This is a genomic window from Longimonas halophila (assembly GCF_002554705.1).
In the GTDB taxonomy this organism is placed as follows: domain Bacteria; phylum Bacteroidota; class Rhodothermia; order Rhodothermales; family Salinibacteraceae; genus Longimonas; species Longimonas halophila.
This window is the reverse complement of sequence record NZ_PDEP01000001.1, coordinates 617,959-643,735: the sequence shown is the minus strand read 5'-3', so window position 1 is coordinate 643,735 and position 25,777 is coordinate 617,959. Positions and strand designations below refer to the sequence as shown.

At 60.9% G+C, this 25,777-nt stretch carries 27 protein-coding genes; 13 read left to right on the top strand and 14 right to left on the bottom strand.

The window, feature by feature from the left end; all coding sequences use genetic code 11:
* Nucleotides 1-20: 20 nt before the first annotated feature.
* A complete protein-coding gene (locus tag CRI93_RS02535) occupies nucleotides 21-1,769 on the bottom strand; it encodes an amidohydrolase family protein (protein ID WP_141491526.1) in 1,749 nt (582 codons plus the stop codon).
* Between the two features lie 230 nt (nucleotides 1,770-1,999).
* Between CRI93_RS02535 and CRI93_RS02530 the strand changes: the two genes are divergently transcribed.
* The 5 genes from CRI93_RS02530 to CRI93_RS02510 all read left to right on the top strand — a co-directional run bounded on the left by CRI93_RS02530 (nucleotide 2,000) and on the right by CRI93_RS02510 (nucleotide 6,980).
* The gene (locus tag CRI93_RS02530) at nucleotides 2,000-3,703 is read left to right on the top strand and encodes a sensor histidine kinase (RefSeq protein ID WP_176521635.1); all 1,704 of its coding nucleotides are present in this window, start codon (nucleotides 2,000-2,002) and stop codon (nucleotides 3,701-3,703) included.
* Between the two features lie 49 nt (nucleotides 3,704-3,752).
* Entirely contained in the window at nucleotides 3,753-5,042 is a 1,290-nt protein-coding gene (locus tag CRI93_RS02525; protein ID WP_098061022.1) for a sensor histidine kinase, read from the top strand.
* Between the two features lie 48 nt (nucleotides 5,043-5,090).
* On the top strand, nucleotides 5,091-5,522 hold the full coding sequence (locus CRI93_RS02520) for a response regulator (RefSeq protein ID WP_098061021.1): 432 nt from the start codon (nucleotides 5,091-5,093) through the stop codon (nucleotides 5,520-5,522).
* A gap of 302 nt (nucleotides 5,523-5,824) precedes the next feature.
* Nucleotides 5,825-6,232, top strand: a complete 408-nt coding sequence (locus CRI93_RS02515) for a hypothetical protein (RefSeq protein ID WP_098061020.1) — start codon at nucleotides 5,825-5,827, stop codon at nucleotides 6,230-6,232.
* Between the two features lie 100 nt (nucleotides 6,233-6,332).
* Nucleotides 6,333-6,980 carry a hypothetical protein gene (locus tag CRI93_RS02510; RefSeq protein WP_098061019.1) on the top strand — a complete coding sequence of 216 codons (648 nt, stop codon included), beginning with the start codon at nucleotides 6,333-6,335 and terminating at the stop codon, nucleotides 6,978-6,980.
* 94 nt (nucleotides 6,981-7,074) lie between these two features.
* Here CRI93_RS02510 and CRI93_RS02505 read toward each other — a convergent pair whose 3' ends face one another.
* The 13 genes from CRI93_RS02505 to CRI93_RS02445 form a co-directional block, all read right to left on the bottom strand.
* Entirely contained in the window at nucleotides 7,075-8,808 is a 1,734-nt protein-coding gene (locus CRI93_RS02505) for an ATP-binding protein (protein WP_098061018.1), read from the bottom strand.
* Nucleotides 8,809-8,942: 134 nt separating this feature from the next.
* Complete coding sequence (locus CRI93_RS02500) at nucleotides 8,943-10,019, bottom strand: class I fructose-bisphosphate aldolase (protein ID WP_098061017.1); 1,077 nt, start codon at nucleotides 10,017-10,019, stop codon at nucleotides 8,943-8,945.
* A gap of 194 nt (nucleotides 10,020-10,213) precedes the next feature.
* Nucleotides 10,214-10,897, bottom strand: a complete 684-nt coding sequence (locus tag CRI93_RS02495; RefSeq protein WP_098061016.1) for a hypothetical protein — start codon at nucleotides 10,895-10,897, stop codon at nucleotides 10,214-10,216.
* Between the two features lie 80 nt (nucleotides 10,898-10,977).
* On the bottom strand, nucleotides 10,978-11,280 hold the full coding sequence (locus CRI93_RS02490; RefSeq protein ID WP_098061015.1) for an ABC transporter permease: 303 nt from the start codon (nucleotides 11,278-11,280) through the stop codon (nucleotides 10,978-10,980).
* Nucleotides 11,277-12,068 carry an imidazole glycerol phosphate synthase subunit HisF gene (gene hisF, locus CRI93_RS02485; RefSeq protein WP_098061014.1) on the bottom strand — a complete coding sequence of 264 codons (792 nt, stop codon included), beginning with the start codon at nucleotides 12,066-12,068 and terminating at the stop codon, nucleotides 11,277-11,279. The genes CRI93_RS02490 and hisF overlap by 4 nt, the downstream gene beginning before the upstream one ends.
* 48 nt (nucleotides 12,069-12,116) lie before the next feature.
* The gene (locus CRI93_RS15280) at nucleotides 12,117-12,482 is read right to left on the bottom strand and encodes a DUF5615 family PIN-like protein (RefSeq protein ID WP_176521634.1); all 366 of its coding nucleotides are present in this window, start codon (nucleotides 12,480-12,482) and stop codon (nucleotides 12,117-12,119) included.
* 3 nt (nucleotides 12,483-12,485) lie between these two features.
* Nucleotides 12,486-12,731: a DUF433 domain-containing protein gene (locus CRI93_RS15575; protein WP_098061012.1), complete on the bottom strand. Its 246-nt coding sequence runs from the start codon at nucleotides 12,729-12,731 to the stop codon at nucleotides 12,486-12,488.
* Nucleotides 12,732-12,777: 46 nt separating this feature from the next.
* Nucleotides 12,778-13,572 carry a 1-(5-phosphoribosyl)-5-[(5-phosphoribosylamino)methylideneamino]imidazole-4-carboxamide isomerase gene (hisA, locus tag CRI93_RS02470; RefSeq protein WP_098061011.1) on the bottom strand — a complete coding sequence of 265 codons (795 nt, stop codon included), beginning with the start codon at nucleotides 13,570-13,572 and terminating at the stop codon, nucleotides 12,778-12,780.
* Nucleotides 13,573-13,618: 46 nt separating this feature from the next.
* Nucleotides 13,619-14,248: an imidazole glycerol phosphate synthase subunit HisH gene (gene hisH / locus CRI93_RS02465; protein ID WP_098061010.1), complete on the bottom strand. Its 630-nt coding sequence runs from the start codon at nucleotides 14,246-14,248 to the stop codon at nucleotides 13,619-13,621.
* 60 nt (nucleotides 14,249-14,308) lie between these two features.
* Entirely contained in the window at nucleotides 14,309-15,130 is an 822-nt protein-coding gene (gene proC / locus CRI93_RS02460; protein WP_098061009.1) for a pyrroline-5-carboxylate reductase, read from the bottom strand.
* A 232-nt stretch (nucleotides 15,131-15,362) separates the two neighbouring features.
* Nucleotides 15,363-15,968, bottom strand: a complete 606-nt coding sequence (gene hisB, locus CRI93_RS02455) for an imidazoleglycerol-phosphate dehydratase HisB (protein ID WP_098061008.1) — start codon at nucleotides 15,966-15,968, stop codon at nucleotides 15,363-15,365.
* Nucleotides 15,969-15,974: 6 nt separating this feature from the next.
* A complete protein-coding gene (locus tag CRI93_RS02450; protein ID WP_098061007.1) occupies nucleotides 15,975-16,553 on the bottom strand; it encodes a Uma2 family endonuclease in 579 nt (192 codons plus the stop codon).
* A 15-nt stretch (nucleotides 16,554-16,568) separates the two neighbouring features.
* Nucleotides 16,569-17,174, bottom strand: coding sequence for a Uma2 family endonuclease (locus tag CRI93_RS02445; RefSeq protein ID WP_098061006.1), 606 nt, complete (start codon nucleotides 17,172-17,174; stop codon nucleotides 16,569-16,571).
* A 141-nt stretch (nucleotides 17,175-17,315) separates the two neighbouring features.
* Here CRI93_RS02445 and CRI93_RS02440 point away from each other — a divergent pair, with 141 nt between their 5' ends.
* The 8 genes from CRI93_RS02440 (at nucleotide 17,316) to msrA (ending at nucleotide 25,747) form a co-directional block, all read left to right on the top strand.
* Nucleotides 17,316-17,642 carry a hypothetical protein gene (locus CRI93_RS02440; RefSeq protein ID WP_098061005.1) on the top strand — a complete coding sequence of 109 codons (327 nt, stop codon included), beginning with the start codon at nucleotides 17,316-17,318 and terminating at the stop codon, nucleotides 17,640-17,642.
* Between the two features lie 71 nt (nucleotides 17,643-17,713).
* The gene (gene metG, locus CRI93_RS02435) at nucleotides 17,714-19,834 is read left to right on the top strand and encodes a methionine--tRNA ligase (RefSeq protein ID WP_098061004.1); all 2,121 of its coding nucleotides are present in this window, start codon (nucleotides 17,714-17,716) and stop codon (nucleotides 19,832-19,834) included.
* A 781-nt stretch (nucleotides 19,835-20,615) separates the two neighbouring features.
* Nucleotides 20,616-21,401, top strand: a complete 786-nt coding sequence (locus CRI93_RS02430; RefSeq protein ID WP_098061003.1) for an ABC transporter ATP-binding protein — start codon at nucleotides 20,616-20,618, stop codon at nucleotides 21,399-21,401.
* Between the two features lie 18 nt (nucleotides 21,402-21,419).
* On the top strand, nucleotides 21,420-21,992 hold the full coding sequence (locus CRI93_RS02425; RefSeq protein WP_098061002.1) for a cob(I)yrinic acid a,c-diamide adenosyltransferase: 573 nt from the start codon (nucleotides 21,420-21,422) through the stop codon (nucleotides 21,990-21,992).
* Between the two features lie 54 nt (nucleotides 21,993-22,046).
* Complete coding sequence (locus CRI93_RS02420; protein WP_245850264.1) at nucleotides 22,047-23,372, top strand: peptidoglycan DD-metalloendopeptidase family protein; 1,326 nt, start codon at nucleotides 22,047-22,049, stop codon at nucleotides 23,370-23,372.
* Nucleotides 23,373-23,374: 2 nt separating this feature from the next.
* Nucleotides 23,375-24,370, top strand: a complete 996-nt coding sequence (locus tag CRI93_RS02415) for an isoaspartyl peptidase/L-asparaginase family protein (protein ID WP_098061001.1) — start codon at nucleotides 23,375-23,377, stop codon at nucleotides 24,368-24,370.
* An 81-nt stretch (nucleotides 24,371-24,451) separates the two neighbouring features.
* Nucleotides 24,452-25,090 carry a heme ABC exporter ATP-binding protein CcmA gene (ccmA, locus tag CRI93_RS02410; RefSeq protein ID WP_098061000.1) on the top strand — a complete coding sequence of 213 codons (639 nt, stop codon included), beginning with the start codon at nucleotides 24,452-24,454 and terminating at the stop codon, nucleotides 25,088-25,090.
* 120 nt (nucleotides 25,091-25,210) lie between these two features.
* Nucleotides 25,211-25,747, top strand: coding sequence for a peptide-methionine (S)-S-oxide reductase MsrA (msrA, locus tag CRI93_RS02405; protein WP_098060999.1), 537 nt, complete (start codon nucleotides 25,211-25,213; stop codon nucleotides 25,745-25,747).
* The last annotated feature ends 30 nt before the right edge of the window (nucleotides 25,748-25,777 follow it).

Here is a 25,777-nt window from a genome sequence, read left to right as displayed (position 1 = left end):
GGAGAAGGTCGCGTTGCAGCTTAGCGCTCGGGAGGGGTGCGCTGGCCGGTGATGTCGAGGCTCATGCCCCCAGCAGAGAGCGATCCGTCGAACCGATTGCCTTCTACGGTGCCGGAGACGCGGGCATCGCCCATCTGGCTGCCAGGCACGACAAACGAGAGCGTTTCGCCGTCGAACGAGATCGACTCGATCTGCTCTTCAGAGCCGTCGGGGCCCACGACCGTACCGCTGAGTCCACTCGCATCGCCGCTGAAGGTCACGTCAATGTCGACTTCGCCCTGTGGGGTTTCGAGCGTCATCGTCCATGCGCCGACAACCGCTTCGGCATCTCCCGTAACCTCTCCTTCGCTGGCGGAGTCTTGCGTATACAGGTGGCCATCCACTACCACGTGGCGGATGCTCGTATCCTCATCGAAGAGCGGCGCATCCGTAACAACGAGGTTGCCGATGAATCCGGGGGCGACCTGACCAAGCCGGCGGTCGACGCCGAATGCCTGAGCGGGTACGGTGGTGAGGGCAGCGAGCAGCGTTTCCTCGGGTACGCCGCTGTCACGCAGCATGCGCAGGCGGTCGTGGATATCGCCGGGTGAGACGTCATGCGTGGTGAGACCGAAGTCGAGCCCGGCCTCGTGCAGGGTGGTAGCTTGCGCGATGTAGCGCTCCTGCTCATCCCGCAGGCGGAGCCGCAGATTGGTGCGCTCGCGGTCGAGCTCCAGGCCCGGGCCCACCTGAAAAACGGGGTCGGGAGCGGGGCGCTCGGCATCGGTAGTGTCGGAGGGTAGTTCGGTGCGCTCGGGTAGATCGAGCGAGAGGAAAAGCGGCACGCTGGCCGATTGGAGGGCCTCGACGGTTTCGAAGCCTGCTTTCAGGTTGGCCAGCATGAGCGGAAAGTCCAGTTCCTGCTGCAGCGCAAGCGCGCGGCGAATATCGACGGCAGACGAGGCCGCAAAGAGCACCGGCTGTTCGCCCGACACCGCAGGCATGAGGGCGGTGTGGGCGGCATCGCGTGGGGGGCGCGGCTGGCCTTGTGGATTGTTGGCGTATGCCTCTTCAAGCTGCTGGCGGCGGTCGGCCTCGCGCATCACCTGGCGCATCATAGCGATGACGCCCATAGTCGTGCTGGGGGCCACCACGTCGGGCCACGAGCCTCGGGCTCCGCGAAACTGTGCAAACTGACTGATGCCATCTTGGATGGTTGCCGCATCGGAATCGGGGCCGTGCAGCGCCATGAGCGCGCCCTGGCCGGGCAGCATGCGTCCGTCGGGGACCACATGGGCGGTGGTGAAGCCCTGAGCACGAAGCTGCTCGACGCGGCTGGCGGCGGGGTCGAAGAAGGCGGGGGCATGGCGTTCAGGTTGCACGCCAGAGCGCGCCAGCGAGGGAGCATCGGTGGATTCGTTGCTGTCGTCGGCATCCGGCATCTCGATACCCGCCTGCGAGAGGCCATCAATGAAGCCGGCGTAGATGTACATCGAATCGGCGTCGATGACGCGTGCATCGTAGGGGATTTCCGCCTCCGTATCTACCGCACGAATAACGCCGTTGCGCACCACAACCGTAACGCCCGATTGCTGCGTGCCCGGGGCGCTTATCACCGTTGCGTTCTCAAAGGCCAACGTGCGTGTAACAGCAGGGCGTTCATCGTTGGACTGGGCATGAGCAGTGAGGAAGGGGACGAAGAAAAGCACAGCGGTCAGCAGGGCAGCGCGTGCTGTAGGGCCCATTGCGGGGCACCGGGCCGCCAGACGAGCGATTGAAGAGCGAAGCATGAGGGTGGGGCGTGTGTGAGCGTCGTATTAGACTGCTTCATAACATAGGATGTGTTCGTGGCAATATCAGGCGCGTTCATGACAGCGCACAATCTACAGGTAACAATATGGTGAGGCTGCATGTAAACGCACACGGCAAAAACAAGAAAGTTATAAACAAGCGTAGTTACGGCAAGGTACACGAGAACAAGATATTCTCGGTATGCCACGCTCGCTGTCTTTCCATGTTTATGACTGCTTCTTCCTCTGAATCCCCTGAAGCAGCCTCTTCAATTGTTCGGCTTGATCTTGAAGAGGCGCCGTCTTCCCACTTCGACGTTGCTGACGAAGCCCGGTTGGCTGCGCTGAAGCGCTATCAGAGCGTGTACTCGCCGCCCGAAGAGGCTTTCGACCGCCTCACGCGGCTGGCCGCCGACCTGTTTGATGCGCCCGTTGCATATATCAACTTTATTGGCCGCGATCGGCAGTGGACGAAGTCGTGCGTGAGTGAGGAGTGTCCGCCCGAGGTGGGCTTCGATCTCTCGTTTTGCGTGCACAACGTGCAAGAAGAGGGGCCCATGGTTATCGAAGATGCACGGAACGATGAGCGGTTTGCTGATAATCCCGTCGTTACAGGCGAGATGCCGATTACGGAAAGCGGAGAGGGGGTGTGCTTCTATGCCGGGGTGCCACTGACTACATCAGACGGCTATCGCATTGGGTCGATCTGCGTGATGGATACGGAGCCGCGTGCGCCCGATCCAGGTCGCATCCGGCAGTTAGCGGATCTTGCTGCGATTGCTGTGGACGAACTTGAACTCCGGGCCGGATACCGGTATCACGAAGACATTCTGGAGAGCATTACGGATGCGTTCTTTGCCGTCGATGACAACTGGACCTTTACATACGTAAATGGAAAAGCAGAGAAGTGGCTGCAGCGCGACCGCGACGAACTGATTGGCACGAACATCTGGGAGGCCTTCCCCGGTGCGGTCGATCTGGCGTTTTACGAGCGCTATAAGACGGTGCGCGACCAGAACCGAAGCGTCCAGTTTGAGGCCTATTTCCCGCCCCTCGATAGCTGGTTTCGGGTACACGCCTACCCGTTCCGCGAAGGCCTGTCGGTCTACTTTAGCGACGTTACGGAGCGTAAGCAGTATGAGCAGGCGCTACAAGAGGCGAAGCAAGCGGCTGAAGATGCCAATGCCTCCAAATCGCGCTTTGTAGCCGGGGTCGCACACGACCTGCAGACGCCGCTCAGCGTCATCAACATGCAGTCTGAACTGCTCAGAAATGAGGCAGGCGGTGCAGCGTCCGAGTATGTCGAGAACATTCAGTCGGCCACCGAGCAACTGCAGAGCATGGCGACCTCGCTGATGGATCTGGCCAAGCTGCAGAACGACAGCCCGCCCATGCAAACAGAGGCGTGCGACGTGCGCTCCGTGCTGGGTGCTGCAGTGTCGGCCATTGAGTTGTATGCCGAGCGCGAGCACGTTACATTGTATAGCAACGTGCCTCCCAGACCGCTGCGTGCCGTTGTGCATGCTGAGTCGCTGCGTCGCGTGGTGGACAACCTGGTGACCAATGCGATCAGCTATAGCGAAGCAGAAGATACAGTCGCTGTGTACGCGGCCCCCAGCCATGAGCCGCCCCAGGCGTATCCCGGACACGCTCGTAAAGAGACTCATGAGGGAGGCGAGAAAGATGCACTGCAGCGCACAGGGCAGGTACGCATCACCGTATCTGACAATGGCCCCGGTATTCCCCCTGAACTGCTCGAAGATCTTTTTGAACCGTATGTGCGCGGTGACCGTGGATCGGGAAGTGGGCTTGGGCTTACCGTGGCTAAAGAACTTATTGAGGCGATGGACGGTGATATTGTAGTGCGCTCCGAAGAAGGCGAGGGAACAGCATTCTACGTGTTCGTTCCTGCCGCCATCGTACCATCAGAGTAATCGCATCAGTATTGCTTTCGACGCCAATCGACTTATGCCATAGGGCGTTATGAAACGTAATGATACACGTGCTTCATCACATCATTCAAATTCGAATGAGGAGGCGCTGTCTACATCGGGCCAGGAGCATGCCGATCCTTCGGCAGCCTCAGCCGCCCGATCTGGAGCAGCGCCGCTGTCAGCGCCTGCATACCAGCAGGGAACTGACCTGCGCGAGCTGGTGAACCGGCTTCCGGGTGCAGTGTACCGCTGCACATACGACACCGCCTGGACGTCCATCTACATGGGGGAAGGGTTTAAACAGATCTGTGGGCTGGATCCGCAAGACCTCGATCCCGCCGGACGTTCATTCAAAGAAGTTGTTGTGCCGGAGGACCTGGACCGTATCCGTCGTGCTGTAGCCACGGCTGTTCAAGACCACACCTATTACCGCGTGGAGTACCGCATCCAAAGCGATAGTGGTGCCATTCGGTGGGTACAAGACAACGGGCGGCCCTCCTTCAAGGAGAATGGTGCCGTGCGTTGGCTCGACGGCATTTTGCTCGATGTGACCGAGCGGAAGCGCGCGCAGGAAGAACTTATGCAGGCCGAGGCGCAGGCGGAGGCCCAGGTCGAAGCGCGCACCACCAAGCTGCGCGAGCTCTCGGCAGCGCTTACAATGGCCGAACAGCGAGAGCGATCGCAAATTGCGAGTGCTGTGCACGACAACTTGCTGCAGTACCTGTACGGTATCCAGGTGCAACTGCGCATGTTAATCGACGGCATGCATGAGGCAAGCGAGGTCGACATGTCGACGCTTCCGGTTTCGCCGAGCCAAGTCGATGACCTGATGGATGAGGCCATCGATGCCACGCGCAAGCTTACCCTCGACCTGGCTCCACCAGTGCTCGACAATGATGGCATCATTGAGGCGCTTCAGTGGCTGCGTTCGCATCTCAAGAAGCAACACGGGTTTGTCGTGCACCTCGATGACAAAACCAACGGCGTCTCGTGCACAGGAGAGGCGCGTACTGTGCTGTTTCGCGTAGCGCGAGAGCTGCTCCTCAACACGTGCAAATATGCCGATGTGGAATCGGCAGACGTCCACGTATACACCGAAGACCAGACCTTTCATCTCGATGTTGTAGACGACGGGACGGGCTTCGACCCGAGTACAGCACTGCAGCGCGGAACGAACGGAAGTGGGCTGTGGAAAGCCCGTGAGCGGCTTCGCTCCATCGACGGCACGCTGCGCGTAACGGCGGCTCCTGGCGAAGGCACGTGTTGTGCCATCCAGGTACCTGTTGATGCGCTCGACCCGGAATCGCCAGATGCAGCATCCCCCAGCGTCTCAAGGTAGCGGCGTTCGTTTTTTTGTTTTACTTCCTATATCCAATATAGCAATACCATGGCACATACAATTTATCTGGTTGAAGACCAGGACCTTATGCGCTCCTCAATGCGCACGTATCTGTCCGCCGAAGACGCCTTCGACGTAGTCGGTACGGCCGACAGCGGCGAGGCGGCAATCCAGGATCTGGTAGATTCGGGAGATGCGCCCCCCGATGTGGTTCTGATAGACGTGGCACTTCCGGGCATGAGTGGGATCGACCTGGTCGGTCGGCTGCGCGAGGCGCACCCGTCGCTGGCATGCCTTATCCTGTCGGGGCACGCAGAGGAGGCCTATGTCGAGGCCGCGCATCAGGCTGGGGCAAAAGGATATGTCATGAAAGGGAAACCCGACGAATACATCCGAGCTATCCGGGCTACGCTGGCGGGCGAGAGCTACCGTAGCGAAACCGTTGCTTCTATGTGGGACAATGCCCAGGCCACGTCGTAGCACATCGAGTTGACGCTGCACAGGCTTTTAGAACCTGTTTTGATTTCTTATTTTGAGCTCCGAGCGGCTTCGCTGGGCTGGGGCCGAAGGTCATGCCCCTGGTGCAAATTGCCCCTAATCTCGGCCCGTAGCCCCGGCTACGAACCTCGATTGGGGTCCAATTTTCGCCTCAGCGTCCCTCGCTCTCGCCGTCAAACCCAAACCCAAACAGGTTCTTACTGTAGGCCAATCACGTGCCGCTGCTGCAGGGCACGTCTTGTACCGACTTTGTTTTTCTCTCACTTGTATTGCATTCGAACTGCATGACCGATCGCGAGCTCAATGATCATCTGGCTGCTCTGGTACGCGTTACGTCTGAGGCCCACGAGCGCCTTCGAGGCGTGCAAGATGCGCTGGCTGTCATCGAACAAACGGCTGCCCGCACGTTCATCGAAGATCCCGACAACATTGATCCGGGACGTATAGCGAACCAAGACGTGTGGCGCAAAGAGGCCAGTCTGGTGTCGCGCCGCACGACGCTACTACTCTGGAAAGCAGCTGCCCTGCTCGACAAAACAGCGGACACGTTGCGTCCAACGCTGGAGATGCCCCCCACTGCCAAATCTACCACCCATCCAGGCGACGCTACGCTCGACGGCACAGTACAAACGGTTGACGAATCTGCCTCGGCACCGCCCGATGTCTCCAACAACGCTGCCGAGACGGCGTAGCCGAACTGGGCATGTTACGCTGCAAACGCACGCCCGCAGGTTTCTGATGCTGCGGACTTCCTCAACGCACTACGGTTTTTACGTCTGGGCCCTGTTTGATATGCCTTCAACGGACACGCAAAACTCTCTCAACGCGCTGGAAACGCGCGATATCACCCTGCCGCGGCGGCTCTGGTCGTGGCTGGCTACGCAAGCCAAGAAGAGCGGCCGTTCGGTGGATGAGGTGATCGCCGATCTTATCGATACACACCGGCATCCCGAGGTCGCGCCTCCCGAGTCGGGAGACGAATCGCAGTCCGATCGTGAGGCTACAGAGCAACGCACAGCGGGTACAACGCAGGCAGATGCCCAAGATGCTGCACCTACACCGTCTGCTTCGCGAAACAACACCGACCCCTCGCGTCCGCAGGGAGCACCGCCTCCCAGCGCCAATGCCCCTCAGTCCACTGAAGCGGATAACGCCAAAGAGGGCGGCCCCGACACCTACTCGGCGGCCGATCGCCTTCGTAAAGCCAGCGATCGTTTGCAGCACCTAATGAATGAAGAGGAAAGCGAAACAGGCGAACAGACCCGTAAGGCACGGTCTTCAGAGAGCACGAGCACGCAGATTCAGGATCTGCTTAAGAACAATGACAAGCTTCAAACGCTGGAGCCGCCGGAGCCCACATCGAAAAAAGATCCTGATGAGGGCGTTTCTATGTTCGATATGGCAGCGGGGGCTGATGACGAGAAGGACGATACGCCATGAGGAATGACGAGGTAGTGAGAGTAACGTTGTATTTGCACCCGTGCAGTATGTCGACGGGTTTTCCCGTTCTATCCGGTGTGGCCGGAGCACAACGTCATATCTGATGCTTTAAGGCCTCTACCCGTTGCACAACCTCAGCGCGCTCCATCGACCGATATGGTTCAGGCAAGAGCGCTTTGCTGGTGCATTCTAAGACCGCAGCCAACGTCTGAAGCTCGATTTCCTGGGGATACGTGGGAGGAATAAAGTCCTGCACGGTCGTTTCCAGAATCTCAGGCGTCACCTCAGTGCCCTCGGCGGCGCCGCGAAACGACGCACGGGTCATGATGGCTTCCATATCGGCCCCGCTGAACGTGCGGTCGCCGGTGAGGAGGAGGTCGGGCACGTCATCTATGCTAAGGGACACACCCGTGCGCTGCATCATAATCTGGAGCAGTTCTTCGCGGTCCTCGCGAGTGTGCGGGTAGAAGAGGGCAAGGTGCTCCTCGGCGCGGCCCTGCCGCTTTAGGTCAACGGGCATCAGGTCGGGGCGAGCTGTCATCAGGAAGAAGAGAACGCGCCCCCGGTGCTTCGGATTGCTCATGAACGAGACGATCTGGCTGAAGACACGTTGCGACACGCCGGAGTCCCCCTGTGCGTTGCGGTTGCCGAGCGCCGCGTCGGCCTCGTCAATCATAACCGCGACAGGTGTCATTGCCTCCAGCAGGTTCAAAATCTTCTCCAGGTTGCCCTCCGTTACGCCCTGCCACTGCGAGCGGAAGTTCTTGAGCTTGACCATGGGGATGCCGATCTCGCCAGCAAAGCAGCGGATGAGGAACGTCTTTCCGCATCCCACCGGTCCACAAATCAGGTAGCCCATGGGCATCACATCGGGGCGATTGGCGCGGAGGGCGCGAGCGGCCTGGCGCAGGTGCGTCTTGGCTTCGCGGTGGCCGGCTACGTCATCGAGCGAGAAGTCTGTATCCACAAACTCCAGCATGCCGTACGCCTCCGCCTCGATAAAGTCTTTGCGGAGGTCGGAGAGCCGCTCGAAGGTGAGGGCATTCTTGTTTTCGAGGACATCAGCCAGGATGGTGCGCAGCTGCGTCAGGTTGAGCCCCGAGGTCGAGTCGGCCAGGGTGTCGGGGGGCATCTCGGCGTGTTCGGCATACGCATTGGTGCGGTCGCCAATGTACCACCGGGCATAGTCGGCGCGTGCGGTGTCGTCGGGAATGGGCACCTGAATCTCAGCGGTGTGCGGGCTCTGCACCAGCTGCTGGTTCAGGTCGGTCAGGTTTTCGGTGACGAGGCAGAGCGTAAAGTCGTGATCCAGGAGCAGCGGGTCGCGCGCCCATTTTTGCAGATAGACGAGCGCCTGCCGGTCTTCCGCCGAATACATGGCAGCCTCGGCCATGGGTACGATCGTTTCGGCGTAGTCGATAATGCAGGCCATGCGCTTGCCTTTAGAGAGGCGCAGGCGAAAGTAGTTCTCCAGCAGCGCAAACACGCGCGTGGGTTCTTTGGGGAGCTTACGCTGGTAGTCGGTCCCAAAAATGCTATCGTACCCGGACACCGCCCGGTTGAAGTCGCGCTGCGAATCCTTGTCTGGAAAGTGCAGCCCTGAAGAGCGATCGTACTGCACAATGAGGTCGCGCGCAGCGAACAGGTCGTCTGTTAGAAAGCGCGACAGCGGTACGTACGTAGGCGCGCCGGTGTCCGGATTGGTGGTGCGGATGACGTCGCGCACGTCGCCGTGCAGCAGGAACGTGGAGATCGTTTTTGTGAGATACTTTTCGCCGAGTTCACGGGCCCAGTCAGGATAGTGCGCCGTTGGGACATCAGTCGCCATGGGGAAGCAGCAGGGTTTGAGGTGGAATAGAAACGCATATCACGACGCCCCGTGCGCATCCTCCAAACGGATGGAGGCCACACGGGGCGCAGGGTACAGCAGTGCATTTGCAGCACAAGGGAACCGTAAGCGCGCTACGCCACGGTAACGCTATCGTCGAGATAGACATCTTGCAGGGCGTGCACGACCTCAACGCCTTCGTCCATCGGGCGCTGGAAGGCTTTGCGACCGGTAATCAGGCCCATGCCGCCCGCGCGCTTGTTGATGACAGCGGTGCGTACCACCTGGGCTTTGTCGTTCTTGCCCGAGCCGCCGCCCGAGTTGATGAGTCCGCAGCGCCCCATGTAGCTGTTCATGACCTGGTAGCGCGTCATGTCGATGGGGTGCTCACCCGAGAGTTTCGAGTAGATGCGCTCGTCGAGCTTGCCGTAGCTGGAGTCGCCCATGTTCAGCGCCTTGTAGCCGCCGTTGAGCGTCGGCTGTTTCTGTTTTACGATGTCGGCTTCGATGGTGACACCAATGTGGTTGGCCTGGCCGGTCAGGTCGGCCGAGGCTTCGTAGTTATCGCCATCGATTTTGAAGCCGGAGTTGCGTACATAGCACCACAGGATGGTGAACATACCCAGTTCGTGGGCCCGCTCAAAGGCACGCGAGACTTCCTGAATCTGGCGGGGCGATTCATCCGAACCGAAGTAGATGGTCGCGCCTACGCCTGTGCATCCCATCTCGAACGCCGCATCAACGCTGGCATAGAGCGTCTGGTCGTACGTGTTTGGATACGAGAGCAGTTCGTTATGGTTAAACTTGAGGATGAACGGAATCTTGTGGGCATACTTCCGGGCCATACTGCCGAGCACCCCGTACGTGGTGGCCACGCCGTTGCATCCGGCCTCCATAGCCAGTTTGATGATGTTCTCCGGATCGAAGTACATCGGGTTGGGAGCGAAAGACGCGCCGCCGGAGTGCTCAATACCCTGGTCAACTGGCAGGATCGACAGGTAGCCGCTGCCGCCGAGGCGTCCATGGTCGAACAGCGCCTGCATGTTGCGCAACACGCGCGGGTTACGGTCGGAGTCCTTCCAGACGCGGTCTACAAAATCGCCACCAGGCAGGTGCAACTGCTCCTTATCGATCATGCACTCATGCGTGAGGAGATCTTCAGCCTCGCTGCCAAGGAGGTCTTGAATGTCGGTGGTCGGGGTATCAGCCATAATCAGAGAGGGTGCGCTGTGAGATAAACAAACGGGAACAGAGTCGTGCACGCAGAACCTCGAAGGTGTTGAGGACACATGCATCGCCTAAGATACAAGTCAGAAAGGGCGCTGTCCACCCCTTAGGTGATGAAGATATGCAGGTTTGGTGGAGATGGCAGATGGTATGTGGTGAGATCGGGGTGTTTCCGTCGCTATATACCGAAATACCGCAGCAGCGTGATGTACACAGCCAAGAGTCCAAACGCCCACATGACGCGAGAGGTGACGTAGTTCTTGACGGTGGCTTCCAGCTGCTGAAACCGGTTCTTCTCGCGCTCGTCGGCTTCGTCGAAGCGCTTGTCTACCTGGGCAAACCGCTGGTCCACTTGAGCGAAGCGCTGATCCACCTGGGCAAACCGCTGATCCACCTGGGCAAAGCGTTCATCTATGCTCTGTTCCAGGGTATCAAACCGCTGATCCATCTGAGCAAACTGCTTATCTACCTGGGCGAAGCGTTCATCCATGCTCCGCTCCAGCATATCGAAGCGCGCATCTACCTGAGCAAACCGCTCGTCAACGCTCTGCTCCAGCGCATCGAAGCGTGCATTTACCTGGGAAAACTGTCCATCGGTGCGTGTGCGTTCGGCATCGAACCGGGCTTCAATGTGCTCTCTTTGGGCATTGAGGCGCGCATTGGTATCCTCTTTCTGGGCATCGAGCCGCTCTTCGAGGCGGTTGAACCGCTCGTCGAAGCGGCGCTCCAGGGCATCGAGGTCGTCTTTGGTTGCAGCGGCGGCTTCCGCATCCCGCAAGAGATCGGTAAGCCCCTCGGCTTGCTCCTCACTGAAGCCGAGTGCTCTCAGGCGTTTCGATGCTTTCAGGGTGTCGATGGGCATGGAAAGGGTGTGCTGGTGCTACAAACCCGATGCTACAGATACGACATTCCATACTGTGCAAAAGCAATGAAGGTCCGGGCTTATTCCTTCTGATCCGGGTACTCATCAGGGTACTTTTCAGAAGGATGCCGGCGGTGGCGCTGGGCGTAGAGGTCTTCGCCCTCCTCAACACGCTGCGCTGCTCGAAGCTGCATATACGCCCCGATGCCGGTGCACAGCACCACGAACGCGATCAGCGCGGGCCAGTAGGGGGCTTCGAATCCGAACTGCGCCGCCCGAATATCGGGGTAGCGGATGGCTTTGTCAACAAGCCAGGCGGTGATGCCGCCCCCAATGAGGACAAACGTGAACGCGCCAAGACGGAGCAAACGAGCGGGGTTCATGGCGTAGAAGTGGGAACGGTGCGAATGGGGCGAATGGGGAGGTCGGCATCCAGTAAGAACGATTTGGCTTCTTCCACGCTGTACTCGCGGAAGTGAAAGATAGAGGCAGCCAGCACGGCATCAGCGTTGCCATCGCGGAGGCCGTCGCGCAGGTGCTCCAGCGACCCCGCTCCGCCTGAGGCAATGACGGGAATCCGCACGCGCTTGCTGATGGCCCGCAGCAGTTCGTTGTCGTAGCCGGACTTGGTGCCGTCGCGGTCCATGGAGGTGACGAGTAGTTCGCCGGCGCCGCGGTCTTCGGCTTCTTCGGCCCATTCGAGCGCGTCGAGCCCCGTGGGCTTGCGTCCGCCATGCACGAATACCTCCCAGCCGTCGCCGTCCTCGCGCCGCCGGGCATCAATCGCAACGACGATGCACTGCGAGCCAAAGGCTTCGGCCCCTTCGGTGATGACCTCGGGGGTTTTGACCGCAGCGGAGTTGATCGCGATCTTGTCGGCGCCGGCGTGCAGCATGGCGCGCATGTCGCTTACCGTGCGAATTCCGCCCCCTACGGTGAGGGGAATGAACACCTCATCAGCGGTGCGGCGCACCACGTCGTGCATAATGGCGCGGTCTTCGTGGGTGGCCGTGATATCCAGAAACACGAGTTCGTCGGCTCCGGCTTCGTTGTAGAAGCGGGCCTGCTCAACGGGGTCGCCGGCATCGACCAGATCTACGAAGTTGACGCCTTTCACAACACGTCCTTCGTCAACGTCGAGGCACGGGATGATGCGTTTGGCTAACGGCATGTTGTTTGGGGGGATGGACGGGTGGAGGGATGGACGGGTGGAGGTTGGTTATCCGGCTGGAATCGTGCGAATTCGATAACGGTCGGGCTCGACAACGCAGAATGTATGCTGAAAGTCGGACGAGCTACGCGACGTGATGAGTGCGTCCAGTGTGGCGTGTACCGAGTCAATAGTCGAAGGCGACATACGAAGCAGAATGACTCCGGTGCTACCGACTCCAAGTAGAAAAACCAACGCCCCAAAATCTTTGTCGCGAGTAACCATGATACGGTTCAGTTGGCTTGCACGCCTGAGAAGTTGAAGATCCGTGGCCTCTTGCATGCCAAGCGATCGCGCTGTTTCAACGTTGTGGCCATGACTGCGAAGCCAGTCAACCGTTGTTGCGTATACATCCTGGTCGGCAAGAAATTGCATGGGCTACGGGGCCACAATGTGGGTTTCCTCTGTCTTGATCATCTCCGTAGCATACCAGACGCATGCCCTCACATCATCCTCAACCAAATCAGGATAGTATTCTGTAGTGATCTGATCAAACGGAACCCCTTCCTGAACTAACTCCAGCACGTCCGTGATGGGAATGCGAGTTCCGGCCACGCAGGGCTTGCCGAAATGTACATCCGAGCGGACTTGTATGCGATCGCGGTATGAGACAGACGGTGGCATGGGGCTGTGTGCTTCTTCGTGAATGGAGAAGACGACTGCAGATGCATCACTGCAACACCGAAGGGTCATGCAGCGGGGCGGTGGAGAAGGTGTCGAGGTCGATTTCGTCTTTCTGGTTCCAGCTCCAGAATTGCTGGCACGGAAAGACGTTCTCGTAGAGGGCCTTTCCCACGATCACCGAATCTATGCCGTAGTTGCCCAGCGTCTGGATGCTCAGCAGGTCTTTGTGCGCGCCCACGCCGCCTGAGGCGGTGATCTTGGTTGTTGAAAGCGCGGCGCCCATGGTGCGATACGCCTGCACGTTGGGCCCCTCCATGGTCCCGTCGCGGCTGATGTCGGTGTACACAATGCGCGAGACCCCGCGCTCCTGCATATCCAGCGCCAGTTCAACCGCATCGACCCCCGATCCCTCGGTCCAGCCCTGCACGCGCGCCTCGCCGTCGCGTGCGTCGATGCCCACGACAATGCGCTGCGGACCAAAGCGCTCCACTGCCTCGCTAATCATGGGTGGGTTGCGCACGGCAGCGGTCCCGATGATGACACGATACACGCCCATCTCCAGCGCCGCCTCGATGTCGTCGAGCGAGCGGATGCCGCCACCCATCTGCACGGGGATGTCGAGTGCATCGGTGATGCCACGAATGGCCTCGCGGTTTGGGCTCTCGTCGCCACGGGCGGCATCCAGGTCCACCACGTGCAGCACCCGCGCATTCTGCACCCGCCACAGCTTCGCCATCTTCACGGGGTCATCGAAGTAGACCGTTTCTTCGTCGTACGAGCCTTGGTGGAGGCGCACGCAGCGCCCCCCTCGAAGATCGATAGCGGGAATGACAAGAGCCATAATGCGGGAGACTGTGGGGGAGGGAAGCCGGATGGATCCGGTTGTATCAGGAAAGGGCGGCAAAGTTTTTTAGCAGTTGCAGACCCACCGCGTGGCTCTTCTCGGGGTGGAACTGCACGCCGAAGACGTTGTCGCGCTGTACGATAGCGGGAAAGGCGTGGTCGTATGAGGCAGAGGCCAATACATCGTCTTCGTGCTCAGCCTGGGCGTGGTAGGAGTGCACGAAGTAGACGTAATCGCCCGGTGCGATATCATCCAAGAGCGGCGAGTCGCGGTGCACATCGAGCGTGTTCCAGCCCATGTGCGGCACCTTGCGGGTGGACATAGCGTCGGTAGCGTTCTTGGCATCGTTGAAGTGCACAACGGTGCCGGGCATGATGTCGAGGCCCTCGTACGTGCCGCGCTCGTGGCCCTCGCTGAAGAGCATCTGCATCCCCACGCAGACGCCCAAAAACGGGGTGCCCTGCGACACGACCTCGCGCACTACTGGGGTCAGTTCGCGAGCGGCGACTTCGGTCATGCACGCGCCAAACGCGCCAACGCCCGGCAGCACCACGCGGTCGGCGCTGAGAATGGTGTCGGCGTCGTCGGTGCGTACGACATCGGCCCCGACCGCCTCGAAGGCCTTCTCGATGGAGCGCAGGTTGCCAATGCCGTAGTCGATGATGGTCGTCATAGGGGAGAGAGCAGGTAAGAATAGATTGGGGGATGCGGCGCGCCGTGTTTTGTTTGCGTACTACTCGTCGGATTCGTTCAGCTCGCGGGAGCGGCGGGTGGCGGTTTCTACCGCGTTGATGATCATGGTGCGCAGGCCGTGGGCCTCCAGCTCCGACACCGCAGCAATGGCCGTACCGCCGGGGGTGGTGACGCCGTCGCGCAGGATGGCGGGGTGTTCGCCGGAGTCGCGAGTCAGTTTGGCAGCGCCAAAGACCGTCTGCGTAGAGAGCCGGGCCGCCACGTCGCGGGGCAGCCCCTGGCGCACGCCCGCATCGGTGAGGGCTTCGATGAACATGAACACGTAGGCGGGGCCGCTGCCGGACAGGCCGGTTACTGCGTCCATCTGCTTCTCGCTCACCACCTCGGCGGTACCTACGGCTTCGAACATGGCTGTGGCCAGGTCGAGATGCGTCTGGGTTGCTGTGGTCCCCGCGGCCAGGGCGGTGGCCCCGGCATCCACAAGTGCAGGCGTATTCGGCATGGCCCGTACAATGGGATTCGTGCTGTCGAGTTCGCGGGCGAGCGTGTCGCTGTGAATCCCGGCCAGTACCGAAATCACCAGGGCGTCGTTGTTCAGCACGGGGCGAATCGCGTCGAACAGGGCCGTGCGCTGGTACGGCTTGCAGGCGATGAGCACGATGGTGGCGTCTGCGACCGCTGCGGCGTTGTCGTCAGTTACCTGAATGTCGGGGTAGGCGTCGCGGAGGGCGGCTTGCCCGGCCTCGGAGCGGCGCGTGGCAATGATGCGCTCCGGCGGCAAGAGATCGCCGATGAGTCCGCCCAGAAGCGCCTGGCCGATGCTTCCGGCGCCGAGAATGGCAAGGGTGTGGTCGTTGAACATGGGGGCGTGTGGTCGTTTCGGAGAAAGAGGGGGCAGCCTGCGCGCTAAGGACCTGTTTGGGTTTTGGTTTGCAGGCGAGAGCGAGCGCCGGTGGAGCGAAACGAGCACCACGATCGAGGTTCGTAGCCGGGGCTACGGGCCGAAATCGGGGGCTCGTTGCACCAGGGGCATGACCTTCGGCCCCAGCCCAGTGGAGCCGCTCGCAGCCCAAAATAAGAAATCAAAACAGGTTCTAAATCCTGCCTTTGGTGGAGAGCACTTTGTCCTGTGCGGCATCGCGGCGAACAGCGGCACGAAGGGCACGGGCCCCGGATTTGAAGATGGCTTCGATCTTGTGATGCGCGTTGGATCCGTACAGCACGGTAACGTGCCAGTTGCAGCGCAGATGCTCGGCAAACGAGTACCAGAAGTGTGGCACCATTTCGGTGGCGAGGTCGCCTACCATAGAACGCTTGAAGTCGGCCTCCACGTGACAGTAAAAGCGCCCCGACAGATCGACGACGCTGCGCGCCAGGGTTTCATCCATCGGCACGTAGGCGTGTCCGTAGCGGGCGATGTGCGCTTTGTCGCCGAGCGCCTCGCGGAACGCCTGTCCGAGTGTAATGGCGATGTCTTCGGTGGTGTGGTGGTCGTCGACGTACAGGTCGCCCTCGCAGTATACGTCTGTCGAAAACCCGCCGTGGCGCGCAAACAGGTCGAGCATGTGATCCAGAAAGCCGATGCCGGTGTCGTGTTCGTATTCGACCTGTTCGGGATCGAGGTTGACCGAAACGGAGATGTCGGTTTCGTTGGTGGTGCGCGTTACGGACGCAGTGCGGGCGGGCAAGTTGGTGGACATACGCGTCTATTTGGGTAGAATGTCAGAGCAGGCAATATCAGACTCAGCAAACGGTAGTGGGATGCTATCGTTGCGCGACCCGGTACGCTTTTCGGCGTAATCGTCGTCTTTTGGATCGGTGTACACCTCGACGCACGACGATGACAGGTTCACGATCCAGTAGGTGGGGATGCCGTGTCCTGCGTAGAGCGTGCGCTTTACCTCGCGGTCGTAGGCAAGCGAGGTGTCGGCAACCTCGACAACAAGGGATGCCGTGGTGGGATGCGCATCAATGTACGCCTCGTTCGATCCGGGCACAACCATCACATCCGGCTCGGGCTCAGAGTCCGCCCCCAGCGCCATGGGGACCTGACTACGGACGTGATAGCCTTCAGGGCATGCATCCATAAGCAGGCGAAGCAGGCGCGTAGTAACGGCAGCGTGACGACTGTTCTGCGGGCTCATTGGCACAATAGATCCGTTGATCAACTCGACCTGCTGGTCAGGCGTAAACACACCGGCCTCAATCATCTGCTCGTACTGGGCGCGCGTCCAGCGGTGAGCGGATTTTTTCGTTGTTGGGGATACAGGGTTTGTAGCTTCCATATGGGAAACAAATCGTTACGTGGAAGGACGATCAGGAAGCAACGAGGAAACGGCAATCACCGCATCAGCAAATGGCACCGAGGAACTGGGAGCGAACGTACGCTTGGTATGGTAGTCGTCGGCTTCCGGGTTGGTGTATACCTCAAGTTGCGATGCGTTCAAGTTGGCGATCCAGTAGGTGGCAATGCCGTGCGTGGCGTAGAGTGGGCGTTTGGTGTTGCGGTCGTAGGCGAGCGAGGTGTCGGCCACTTCAACCACAAGAAGAGCATGGGTAGGATGCGCATCGACATGGTCTTCCAGCGAACCCGGGACCACCGCCACATCGGGCTCCGGCTCCGAGGCCGCCCCCAGCGCCAGCGGGTACTGGGTGCGCACGTAAGCGTCGGCGGGGCAGTGCGCATCAAGAACGCGGCGGATGCGTTCGACCGTGGCTGTGTGACGGCTGCTTTGTGGGCTCATGGGCACGATCAATCCATTGATCAACTCCACCTGCTGGTCGGGCGCAAAGATGCCCGCATCCACCATGCGCTCATACTGCGCACGCGAGAAGCGAAACGCCCTGGAGGTCGCAGGGGCACCGGAGGATTCGGTTAGCGGCGTGGGGGAAACAGTTGTAGGCATAGCACAATCGGCACGGTGAACGCAGCACTTTTCATGCACGGCTCACGGCAGTGAACTGCATGCGCGTACTGTGGTTTTTATACTGTAATCGGTATTGTCCACCGCCGCAATTGTTCGACCTTGGTTTCCCACCAGCGCCCTATGGCTACCTACAGCGAAGCAGACTTTGAGACCAGCCGCTTTGACTACGGCGAACGTGTGCGCATCTTGCTGCGTCACCCGAAGCATGGCGGCGTCTTTGGCGTGGCCGAGGGCACGTGCGAGGCCCGCGAAGTCGACGTGGAGTTTGAAGCCCCCGACGGCACCATGCGCCGCAAGACCCTTGTGTGGCTGAAAGATATTGAGGGCTACGAGAAGCCGCACGAGAACATTCCTGACAAAACGAAGGAGGTCGAGGAAGCCTGGTTCGCCGAAGAGGCGCTGCGCAAGCTGGAGGGCGACATGCTCGACGGCGTCAGCTTTAACTGAATGCGCGCTGGTTTTCTGCCCATGGCACGCCGCTTCGCATCCCCTAAACTTTCTCCTATTCAACCGCCTACATGCCCGATCCGAACACGCGTCTCACCGTCACCGCCGCGCTTCCCTACGCCAACGGTCCCCTGCACATCGGTCATCTGGCGGGGGCGTACTTGCCGGCCGATTTGTACGTGCGCTATCAGCGCCTGACCGGGCGCGACGTGGCGTTTGTATGCGGCTCGGACGAGATGGGCGTGGCCATTCTGATGCGTGCGCTTCGCGAAGACCGCACGCCGCAAGATATTGTGGATACGTATCATCCGCTCATCAAAGAAAGCTTTGAGCGGTTCGGCATGAGCTTCGACCACTACGGGCGGACGACCGACGACCTGCACGCCGAGACCACCCGCGATTTCTTTCGCACCCTCGACAACAAAGACGCCTTTACGCTCCACACGAAAGAGCAGCTTTATGACCCGAAGGCCGAGATGTTTCTGGCCGATCGGTTCGTGATGGGCACGTGTCCGAAGTGCGGCTACGAGGAAGCCTACGGCGATCAGTGCGAGCAGTGTGGGGCCACGCTGAGTCCAGATGAGTTGATCGACCCGCGCAGCACGCTGACCGATGCTACGCCGGAACTGCGCGAAACCACGCACTGGTACCTCCCGCTGGACCAGATGCAGGAGAAGCTGGAATCGTGGATCGCCACGCACCCGGAGTGGAAAAACAACGTGCGCGGGCAGATTCAGAGCTGGTTCAACGACGGCCTGCAGGCGCGTGCCATCACGCGCGATGTGCCGTGGGGCGTGCCCGTGCCCCGCGATGTGGCCGAGCGCCATGGCATCGACGCCGAGGGGAAGGTCATCTACGTGTGGTTTGATGCGCCCATCGGGTATATCTCCATCACCAAGCGGTGGGCCGAAGCGCAGGGCGATCCGGGGCGCTGGCGCGACTACTGGCAGGACGACAACACCGAGCTTATCCACTTTGTGGGGAAGGACAACATCGTCTTTCACGGACTCATGTTTCCGGCGATGCTCCAGGCGCACGGGAATTACGTGCTCCCCGAAAATGTGCCTGCCAACGAGTTCTTGAATCTCGAAGGCAAGAAGCTCTCCACCAGCCGCAATTGGGCGGTGTGGCTGCACGAGTATCTCGATGATTTCGAGGATACGCAGGGCGTGGACATGCTGCGCTACGCGCTGGCCACCACGCTGCCGGAGACAAAAGACGCCGACTTCTCGTGGGAGAGCTTCCAGAACCGCGTGAACGGCGAACTGGCGGACGTGCTGGGCAACTTCGTGAACCGCACCCTCACCTTTGCCGACCGCTACTTCGACGGTGCCGTGCCGCCGCTCACGGATCCTACTGACACCGACCAGGCCGTGCTCGACGCGCTGGCTGAGGCGCCCGCCGACATCGCCGACTCGTACAACGACTTTCGGATGCGCGAGGCCGTCACCAAGACGATGGCGCTGGCGCGGCGCGGCAACAAGTACTTTAACGACACCGAGCCCTGGCACACCCGCAAAAGCGATCCGCCCGCCTGCGCCAACACGGTGCACGTGTGCCTGCAAGTGTGCGCTGCGCTTGGTGTGCTGATGGATCCGGTGGTGCCGCACGCTGCCGCGCGCCTGCGACAGATGCTGAACCTGACGGATGTACGCACCAGCACGCCCGATCCCGATCCGGCCCCACGGGGCTGGCACGAAGCGGGTACCGCACTGCTGGAGCCCGGGCATCCCCTGAACGACCCTGTTATTCTCTTTAATAAGTTAGACGACGACCGCATGGACGCACAACGCGACAAGCTGGGTACCGACGACACTGACACGGCTGATTCCGAGCCTACGCCCGAAGAGCAGGGCTACGAATCCCCCAAAGACACCATCGAGTTTGGCGACTTTATGGATCTGGACCTGCGTGTGGGTGAAATTACCCACGCCGAGCCCATCGAGGAAGCGGACAAGCTGTTGCGCCTGGAGGTAGACCTCGGCTACGAGGAGCGCCAGATTTTGGCGGGCATTGCGCAGCATATGGAGCCGGAGGCGATCATTGGCAAGCGCGTAACGGTGGTGGCGAACCTGGCGCCGAAGACGATGTTTGGACTGGAGAGTCAGGGCATGGTGCTCATGGGCGAAGACCGCGACGGCAATCTCTCGCTCCTCACAACCGGTTCCGAACCCGGCTCGGTGGTGCGGTAGTGCTGTGTCAATCCCCATTGTGATGGTTACCTTGGCATCCTCCCCTCACGAAGCCTGTCATGGTGAGCGCAGTCGAACCATCTCCTTGGACCTTGGGAACTCCAAATGGGCAGAAGGTCCTGCCTGCTTCGGGGAGATTTGGTAGCGGTTCAATGGTAAGTGATTGTCATATGGCCGACATCATCGGAGCCAGACAACCCCCTCTGTCTATCGACATCTCCCCCTTGGAAAAGGGGAAGAAACCCAAACGAGTCCGCAGGGCGGCTCATGGAGCGCAGCGGAATAAAGGGAGAGGGGGTTCGAACAAGACAAACCTACATTCTACGATAGCCTTATCACTTAGCGTCTACCCACTACCGGAGATTTTTATTTCCAAAAAAGTTGGTCCCAAACCCTCGTCTTTCAGACGAGCCGCTTTCAGCATCGCTTTTCGGGAAAGGCGGTCTTGCGTAGAGACCGCCTTTCTCCAGGCACTACTGCGTTGGCAAGTTGTCTGAGCAAAAGAGTGCGGGGTGGGCAGTTTGGTTCGAGAATAAGCTTCAGCCGACTTTCAGTCGGCCATCAAACCCACCGACTTTCAGTCGGTGGTGGTTTAGTCACTGCGTTCATCAGTCGCTTCGCTCGTGTCAGGACTTCTGCCGACGGCTGTCGACATACGCTCAAAATGAGAGCCCTGTAGGAAGCAACCGGAGTTTACCCATATGCATCGATCTGGTACAATGCTTGTTGCTCACACGAGGGAGTTCTTCCCGTTGCTCTACTCGTTATCTCTGTTGGATGCATGACGCCCGTGCTTGAAACGCGATCGGCCACAGTCGTACGCGGCGGCGATCGCATCCTCGATGCGGTGTCGATGGCGGTGGAGCCGGGCGAGTGGCTCGGCGTCATCGGACCCAACGGTAGTGGAAAGACCTCACTTGTGCGTGTGCTTTCGGGCACATGGACGCCCGACGCCGGTTCGGTGTGGCTACACGGGGAAGCGCTTTCATCGTATGCGCACCGCGAGCGTGCCCGGCAGATTGCCGTAGTAAAGCAGGCGCCGCATGTGGCGTTCGACCTGACGGTACGCGAACTGGTCATGCTGGGCCGCGCGCCCTACCGGGGCTGGATGCAGTCCTTTACCGGCGGCGATCAGGACCGCGTGGTGGCCGCGCTCAAGGCGATGAATATTGCGCATCTGGCCGACCGCGCCGTGCCGTCACTCAGTGGCGGCGAGCGTCAGCGGGCGTTCCTGGCGCAGGCGCTCGTGCAAGAACCCACCGCCTGGCTGCTTGACGAACCGACGGCGCACCTGGACATTCAGTACTGCTTTTCGTTTTTTCAGCACCTGAAGCAGCGCCAATCTCCCAACGAAGCCGTGATTGCCGTGGTGCACGACCTGGAACAGGCCGCCCGCTTTGCCGACCGCCTCCTGCTGCTCGATCATGGTTCGGTGGTCACAAGTGGTCTGCCGCGCGAGGTGCTGACGACTGAGCATCTGGCGCATGTATTCGGCGTCGACGCCACCCCCGAATCCACTCCCCACGGACTGCGCCTGCAGGTGCACGGTCCGTTCGTATCTTCTTGATTTAGCACGTGCTCTGGTATGCCCAAAATCTACACCCGTACTGGCGACGACGGCACGACTGCGCTCTTTGGTGGCGATCGTGTCGGGAAAGGTCACCCGCGCATTCGTGCGTACGGCACGGTCGACGAGGTAAATGCGCTGGTCGGCGTAGCCCGCGCCCATCTGGCGGATACCGATGCCACCGCGCCGCTCCACGACATCTTTCAGGAGATTCAGGAAGATCTCTTCGTTGTGGGGGCCGATCTGGCTACGCCTGAAAACGCCAAGCCGGTGGTGCCCCGCATCACCGAGGCGCACATCGACGGAATCGAGCAGCACATCGACACACTCGAAGATGACTTAGCGCCGCTTAAGCACTTTGTGCTGCCAGGCGGTTCGCCTGCGGCGGCGGCGCTGCACAACGCCCGCACCGTGTGCCGCCGGGCCGAGCGCCTGAGCGTGGAAGCCAGCGCCTCGACTCCGCTGAACGAACACGCGCTCGTCTATCTGAATCGCCTGTCGGACTTGCTCTTCGTGATGGCGCGCTGGGCCAACCATGCCGTGGGTGCTTCCGAACACACCTGGGTGCCCGATACGTCGTCGGCATCGTAACCCGGTCCAACGCACCGCGCCGTTGCCTCCATCCTACCAACCGCTTACTCGACTATGTCCACGTCTTCAACAACCCGGTGGAGCACCGCACTCATCGGAGGCGCCTGCTCCGTGTTCATTCTTATGATGCTGTGGTCCGTGTGGACCCCAGACGATGCGCCCCCCGAAGACGAGGTGCCAGTGCAGGCCGCTTCGTTCGAGGGTCGACCGGCGTCTGCTGAGACGCCAGAGACAACCGATGCCTACGGCGTGCCAGCAGGCGACTGGACCATCACCGAGCGTACCATCCGCCGTAACCAGACGTTTGCCGACCTGCTGCTGTCGGAGGGTGTTTCGTATCAGCAGGTGGTGAATGTGGCGCGTGCGGTTGAAGACGTTTATAATGTGCGACGCCTGCGGACGGGGAAGACGCTGCGCATCTACAACGACCCGGCTACCGAAACCGCTCGCTACGCGGTGTACGAGCCCAGCGCTCGCCGTTACGTGGTGTATGATCTGCAGGACCCTGCAAACTCCGAGGTCACCGAGCGCACGGTAACGACTGAGTGGGCGCGCGCTTCGGGTACGATTGATGGCTCACTCTACCAGACGATGATCGACAGTGGGGCGCACCCTGAACTCGTCATCAAAATGGCCGACGTGTACGCGTGGCAGATCGACTTCTTTCGGCTGCAGCGCGGCGACCGGTTCGATATTATCTACGAGAAGCGCTCCATTGAGGGCGAGCGGATTCGTCCGGGCGATGTGGTGGCGGCGCGGCTGGTGCATCACGGCACGCCGTATTACGCCTTTCGCTTTCAAGACGCCTCTGATGATCGGCCCGAGTACTACGACGGGCTGGGCAACAGCCTGCGCCGCGAGCTTCTGCGTGCCCCGCTCGACTACGCCCGCGTGAGTTCGCGCTTTTCGCACAACCGACGCCACCCCGTGCTCGGCGTCAACCGTCCCCACCACGGCACCGATTACGCTGCGCCTACGGGCACGCCCGTCCGCTCGGTGGGCGAGGGCGTGGTTGAGTTTGCGGCCTACAAAGGCGGAAACGGCAACTACGTACGCATCCGCCACAACGGCACCTACACGACCGGTTACCTGCACCTGAACCGCATGGCTGAGGGCATCCGCCGGGGCGTGACGGTAGAGCAGGGCGAGGTGATTGGCTACGTGGGCTCCACGGGTCTTTCCACAGGGCCGCACCTGGACTACCGCGTGTGGAAGCATGGCACGCCCATTGACGCGCTCGACATGGATCTGCCGCCCGCCTACCCGGTAGCGCCCGACCTGCGCCGGCCGTATATGCAGACGGTGCAGCGCCTGCAGCCGATGCTGGATCGCCCGGCCTACTTTGCCGCCGAACGTGCTGCTTCTGCATCCACCTCGTAATCATGGCGTTTGCTGGTGTATCGGGCACGATTGGAGAGGCAGGGCCGCTGGCACTGCTGCACGGCGGGGCGTGGGCCATCCCCGACACAGCGCTCCCAGATCATCGGGAGGGGCTGGCGGAGGCGATGGCTACCGCCCAGTCCGCCTTTTCGGATGCAGCCCCGGCCATTGACGCCGCCACGCGCATTGTGGCGGCGCTCGAAGGGCACGGCGCCTTCGATGCCGGCTGCGGCGCGATGCTCAACCGCGCGGGCGAGATTGAGCTTGATGCGGGGCTCATGGACGGGCGCACCGGACGCTATGGCGGTGTGATGGCGGTACAGCAGCTGGCGCATCCCATTCGCGTGGCCCGCGACCTGCTGCAACACGGCAATGGACAGGCGGCGCTGCTGGCGGGCGAAGGGGCCGAAGCGTTTGCCGAGCGGCACGGTCACCCGCTCGTGGCCAACGAGACGCTCATCTGCGAGCGTGAGCGCCAGCGCTACGCCCAACACCGCGCCGAAGCCGCTGTGGACTCCAGCGATTCGTTTCTGCCCAACAACGCGCCCTCCGACACCGTGGGGGCACTTGTGCGTGATGCTGAAGGCCGGTTGGCCGCAGCCACCTCCACCGGCGGCACGCCCTTCAAGTGGCCGGGCCGTGTGGGCGATTCGCCGCTCCCCGGTGCGGGCTACTATGCCACCGAAGACGTCGCCGCCTGCGCGACTGGATGGGGCGAGGCCATTGCCGGACACAGCCTGTGCGTCCGCGCTGTAGATGCGGTCTCTGCAGGCGATGCGCCGCAAGTGGTGGTCGAGCGCCTGCTCACGAGTATGCACGAGCGCTACACCCATCCGCGAGGCGAGGGCGCGCGGGCGGGACTCCTGGTACTGCCCGCCAGCGGTCCTGGTGCGTGGGCCTTTATCACGCCACGCATGGCCTGGGGCGTAGCCACGACCACGCGCACTGCGATGGCTATTCGGAGGGAGACGCCGCTCGACCTACGGCACCCCTCCTGAACACAGCGAACGAATAGACACACATCCGCATCCGATTGTGGTTCTTTAGCACAGACAGTCGCTTCCCCCCTAAACAGACTTATGCCGACCCCATCCATTCAGCTTACCGCACGTGGTCTGGGCCAGCAGTTTGGGCGGCTGGTGCTGTTTCGCGACATGGATTTTAGCCTGCACGCGGGCACATCCGTGGCGGTGACGGGCGCGAACGGATCGGGCAAGTCCACGCTGCTGCGCATCCTGCTCGGGCTGCTGACGCCCACGGTGGGCGAGGTGCAGTTGCAGGTGGAGGCGAAGGCGGTGCCCCGGGCCGAACGGGTACAGCACATGGGCCTGGTCGCGCCGTATCTGGGTGTGTATGAGGCCCTGAGCGCGCGGGAGAATCTGTCGTTTCTGGCAAAGGCGCGGCGGGTGCCGGGAGCCGACGATCGCATTGCGGCGGTGCTTGATCGGGTGGGGCTGGCCGACCGGGCCGACGACGCGGTGGGAACCTACTCCTCCGGAATGCAGCAGCGCGTGAAGGTGGCGGCCGCGCTCTTGCATGAGCCGCCGATCCTGATCCTCGACGAGCCCTCGACGAACCTGGACGCACCGGGGCGCTCGATGGTGCGCACCGTGCAAGACGAGCACGTAGCGCAGGGCGGACTGCTCATTGTGGCCACGAACCACGCCTCGGAGGCAGAGACTTGCGATCGCACCGTTGCGATTGGGGCGCATCAGTAGGTGAGGCGCTATACACCGCAAACTTGTTGTAAGGAGTGGCAGGCCCGTTCATCTTCCAATGGGCCTACGACGTACACCATTGCGCATATTTCCTTTCGCAACAACCATCCCTACACAGATATGGAACGCGCAACGATAGGAGGCGGCTGCTTTTGGTGCCTGGAAGCCGTGTATCAGCAGGTGCAGGGCGTAGAGGCGGTCGTGTCGGGCTATGCGGGCGGCCACGTGCCCAACCCCACGTACCGGCAGGTCTGTGGGAAAGATACCGGACACGCCGAGGTCGTGCAGATAACGTTCGACCCGGAGCAGGTGTCGTACCGCACGCTACTGGAGATCTTCTTTACGATTCACAACCCAACCACCCGTAACCGCGAAGGCGCTGATGTGGGGCCGCAATATCGCTCCATCATTCTCTGGCACAACGCCGAGCAGAAGGAAACGGCGGAAGCGGTGATCGACGACCTGAACGCCTCGGTCTTTAGCGGTGGCATTGTGACTGAGGTGGAGCCGCTCGATACCTTCTACGAGGCCGAGACCAACCACCAGGACTACTACGAAACGAACCCGAACCGTCCCTACTGCCGTGCGGTCATCGATCCGAAGCTGAAGAAGCTGCGCCAGAAGCACGCCGACAAGCTGCGTGGAGCGGTGGCGTGACGGGGGAGCCAGACGCCGCCGCATCTACAG

Coding starts and splice junctions, on each gene's coding strand:
- CRI93_RS02535 (WP_141491526.1), bottom strand. CDS start 1,769: ATGCTTCGCTCTTCAATCGCTCGTCTGGCGGCCCGGTGCCCCGCAATG.
- CRI93_RS02530 (WP_176521635.1), top strand. CDS start 2,000: ATGACTGCTTCTTCCTCTGAATCCCCTGAAGCAGCCTCTTCAATTGTT.
- CRI93_RS02525 (WP_098061022.1), top strand. CDS start 3,753: ATGAAACGTAATGATACACGTGCTTCATCACATCATTCAAATTCGAAT.
- CRI93_RS02520 (WP_098061021.1), top strand. CDS start 5,091: ATGGCACATACAATTTATCTGGTTGAAGACCAGGACCTTATGCGCTCC.
- CRI93_RS02515 (WP_098061020.1), top strand. CDS start 5,825: ATGACCGATCGCGAGCTCAATGATCATCTGGCTGCTCTGGTACGCGTT.
- CRI93_RS02510 (WP_098061019.1), top strand. CDS start 6,333: ATGCCTTCAACGGACACGCAAAACTCTCTCAACGCGCTGGAAACGCGC.
- CRI93_RS02505 (WP_098061018.1), bottom strand. CDS start 8,808: ATGGCGACTGATGTCCCAACGGCGCACTATCCTGACTGGGCCCGTGAA.
- CRI93_RS02500 (WP_098061017.1), bottom strand. CDS start 10,019: ATGGCTGATACCCCGACCACCGACATTCAAGACCTCCTTGGCAGCGAG.
- CRI93_RS02495 (WP_098061016.1), bottom strand. CDS start 10,897: ATGCCCATCGACACCCTGAAAGCATCGAAACGCCTGAGAGCACTCGGC.
- CRI93_RS02490 (WP_098061015.1), bottom strand. CDS start 11,280: ATGAACCCCGCTCGTTTGCTCCGTCTTGGCGCGTTCACGTTTGTCCTC.
- hisF (WP_098061014.1), bottom strand. CDS start 12,068: ATGCCGTTAGCCAAACGCATCATCCCGTGCCTCGACGTTGACGAAGGA.
- CRI93_RS15280 (WP_176521634.1), bottom strand. CDS start 12,482: ATGCAATTTCTTGCCGACCAGGATGTATACGCAACAACGGTTGACTGG.
- CRI93_RS15575 (WP_098061012.1), bottom strand. CDS start 12,731: ATGCCACCGTCTGTCTCATACCGCGATCGCATACAAGTCCGCTCGGAT.
- hisA (WP_098061011.1), bottom strand. CDS start 13,572: ATGGCTCTTGTCATTCCCGCTATCGATCTTCGAGGGGGGCGCTGCGTG.
- hisH (WP_098061010.1), bottom strand. CDS start 14,248: ATGACGACCATCATCGACTACGGCATTGGCAACCTGCGCTCCATCGAG.
- proC (WP_098061009.1), bottom strand. CDS start 15,130: ATGTTCAACGACCACACCCTTGCCATTCTCGGCGCCGGAAGCATCGGC.
- hisB (WP_098061008.1), bottom strand. CDS start 15,968: ATGTCCACCAACTTGCCCGCCCGCACTGCGTCCGTAACGCGCACCACC.
- CRI93_RS02450 (WP_098061007.1), bottom strand. CDS start 16,553: ATGGAAGCTACAAACCCTGTATCCCCAACAACGAAAAAATCCGCTCAC.
- CRI93_RS02445 (WP_098061006.1), bottom strand. CDS start 17,174: ATGCCTACAACTGTTTCCCCCACGCCGCTAACCGAATCCTCCGGTGCC.
- CRI93_RS02440 (WP_098061005.1), top strand. CDS start 17,316: ATGGCTACCTACAGCGAAGCAGACTTTGAGACCAGCCGCTTTGACTAC.
- metG (WP_098061004.1), top strand. CDS start 17,714: ATGCCCGATCCGAACACGCGTCTCACCGTCACCGCCGCGCTTCCCTAC.
- CRI93_RS02430 (WP_098061003.1), top strand. CDS start 20,616: ATGACGCCCGTGCTTGAAACGCGATCGGCCACAGTCGTACGCGGCGGC.
- CRI93_RS02425 (WP_098061002.1), top strand. CDS start 21,420: ATGCCCAAAATCTACACCCGTACTGGCGACGACGGCACGACTGCGCTC.
- CRI93_RS02420 (WP_245850264.1), top strand. CDS start 22,047: ATGTCCACGTCTTCAACAACCCGGTGGAGCACCGCACTCATCGGAGGC.
- CRI93_RS02415 (WP_098061001.1), top strand. CDS start 23,375: ATGGCGTTTGCTGGTGTATCGGGCACGATTGGAGAGGCAGGGCCGCTG.
- ccmA (WP_098061000.1), top strand. CDS start 24,452: ATGCCGACCCCATCCATTCAGCTTACCGCACGTGGTCTGGGCCAGCAG.
- msrA (WP_098060999.1), top strand. CDS start 25,211: ATGGAACGCGCAACGATAGGAGGCGGCTGCTTTTGGTGCCTGGAAGCC.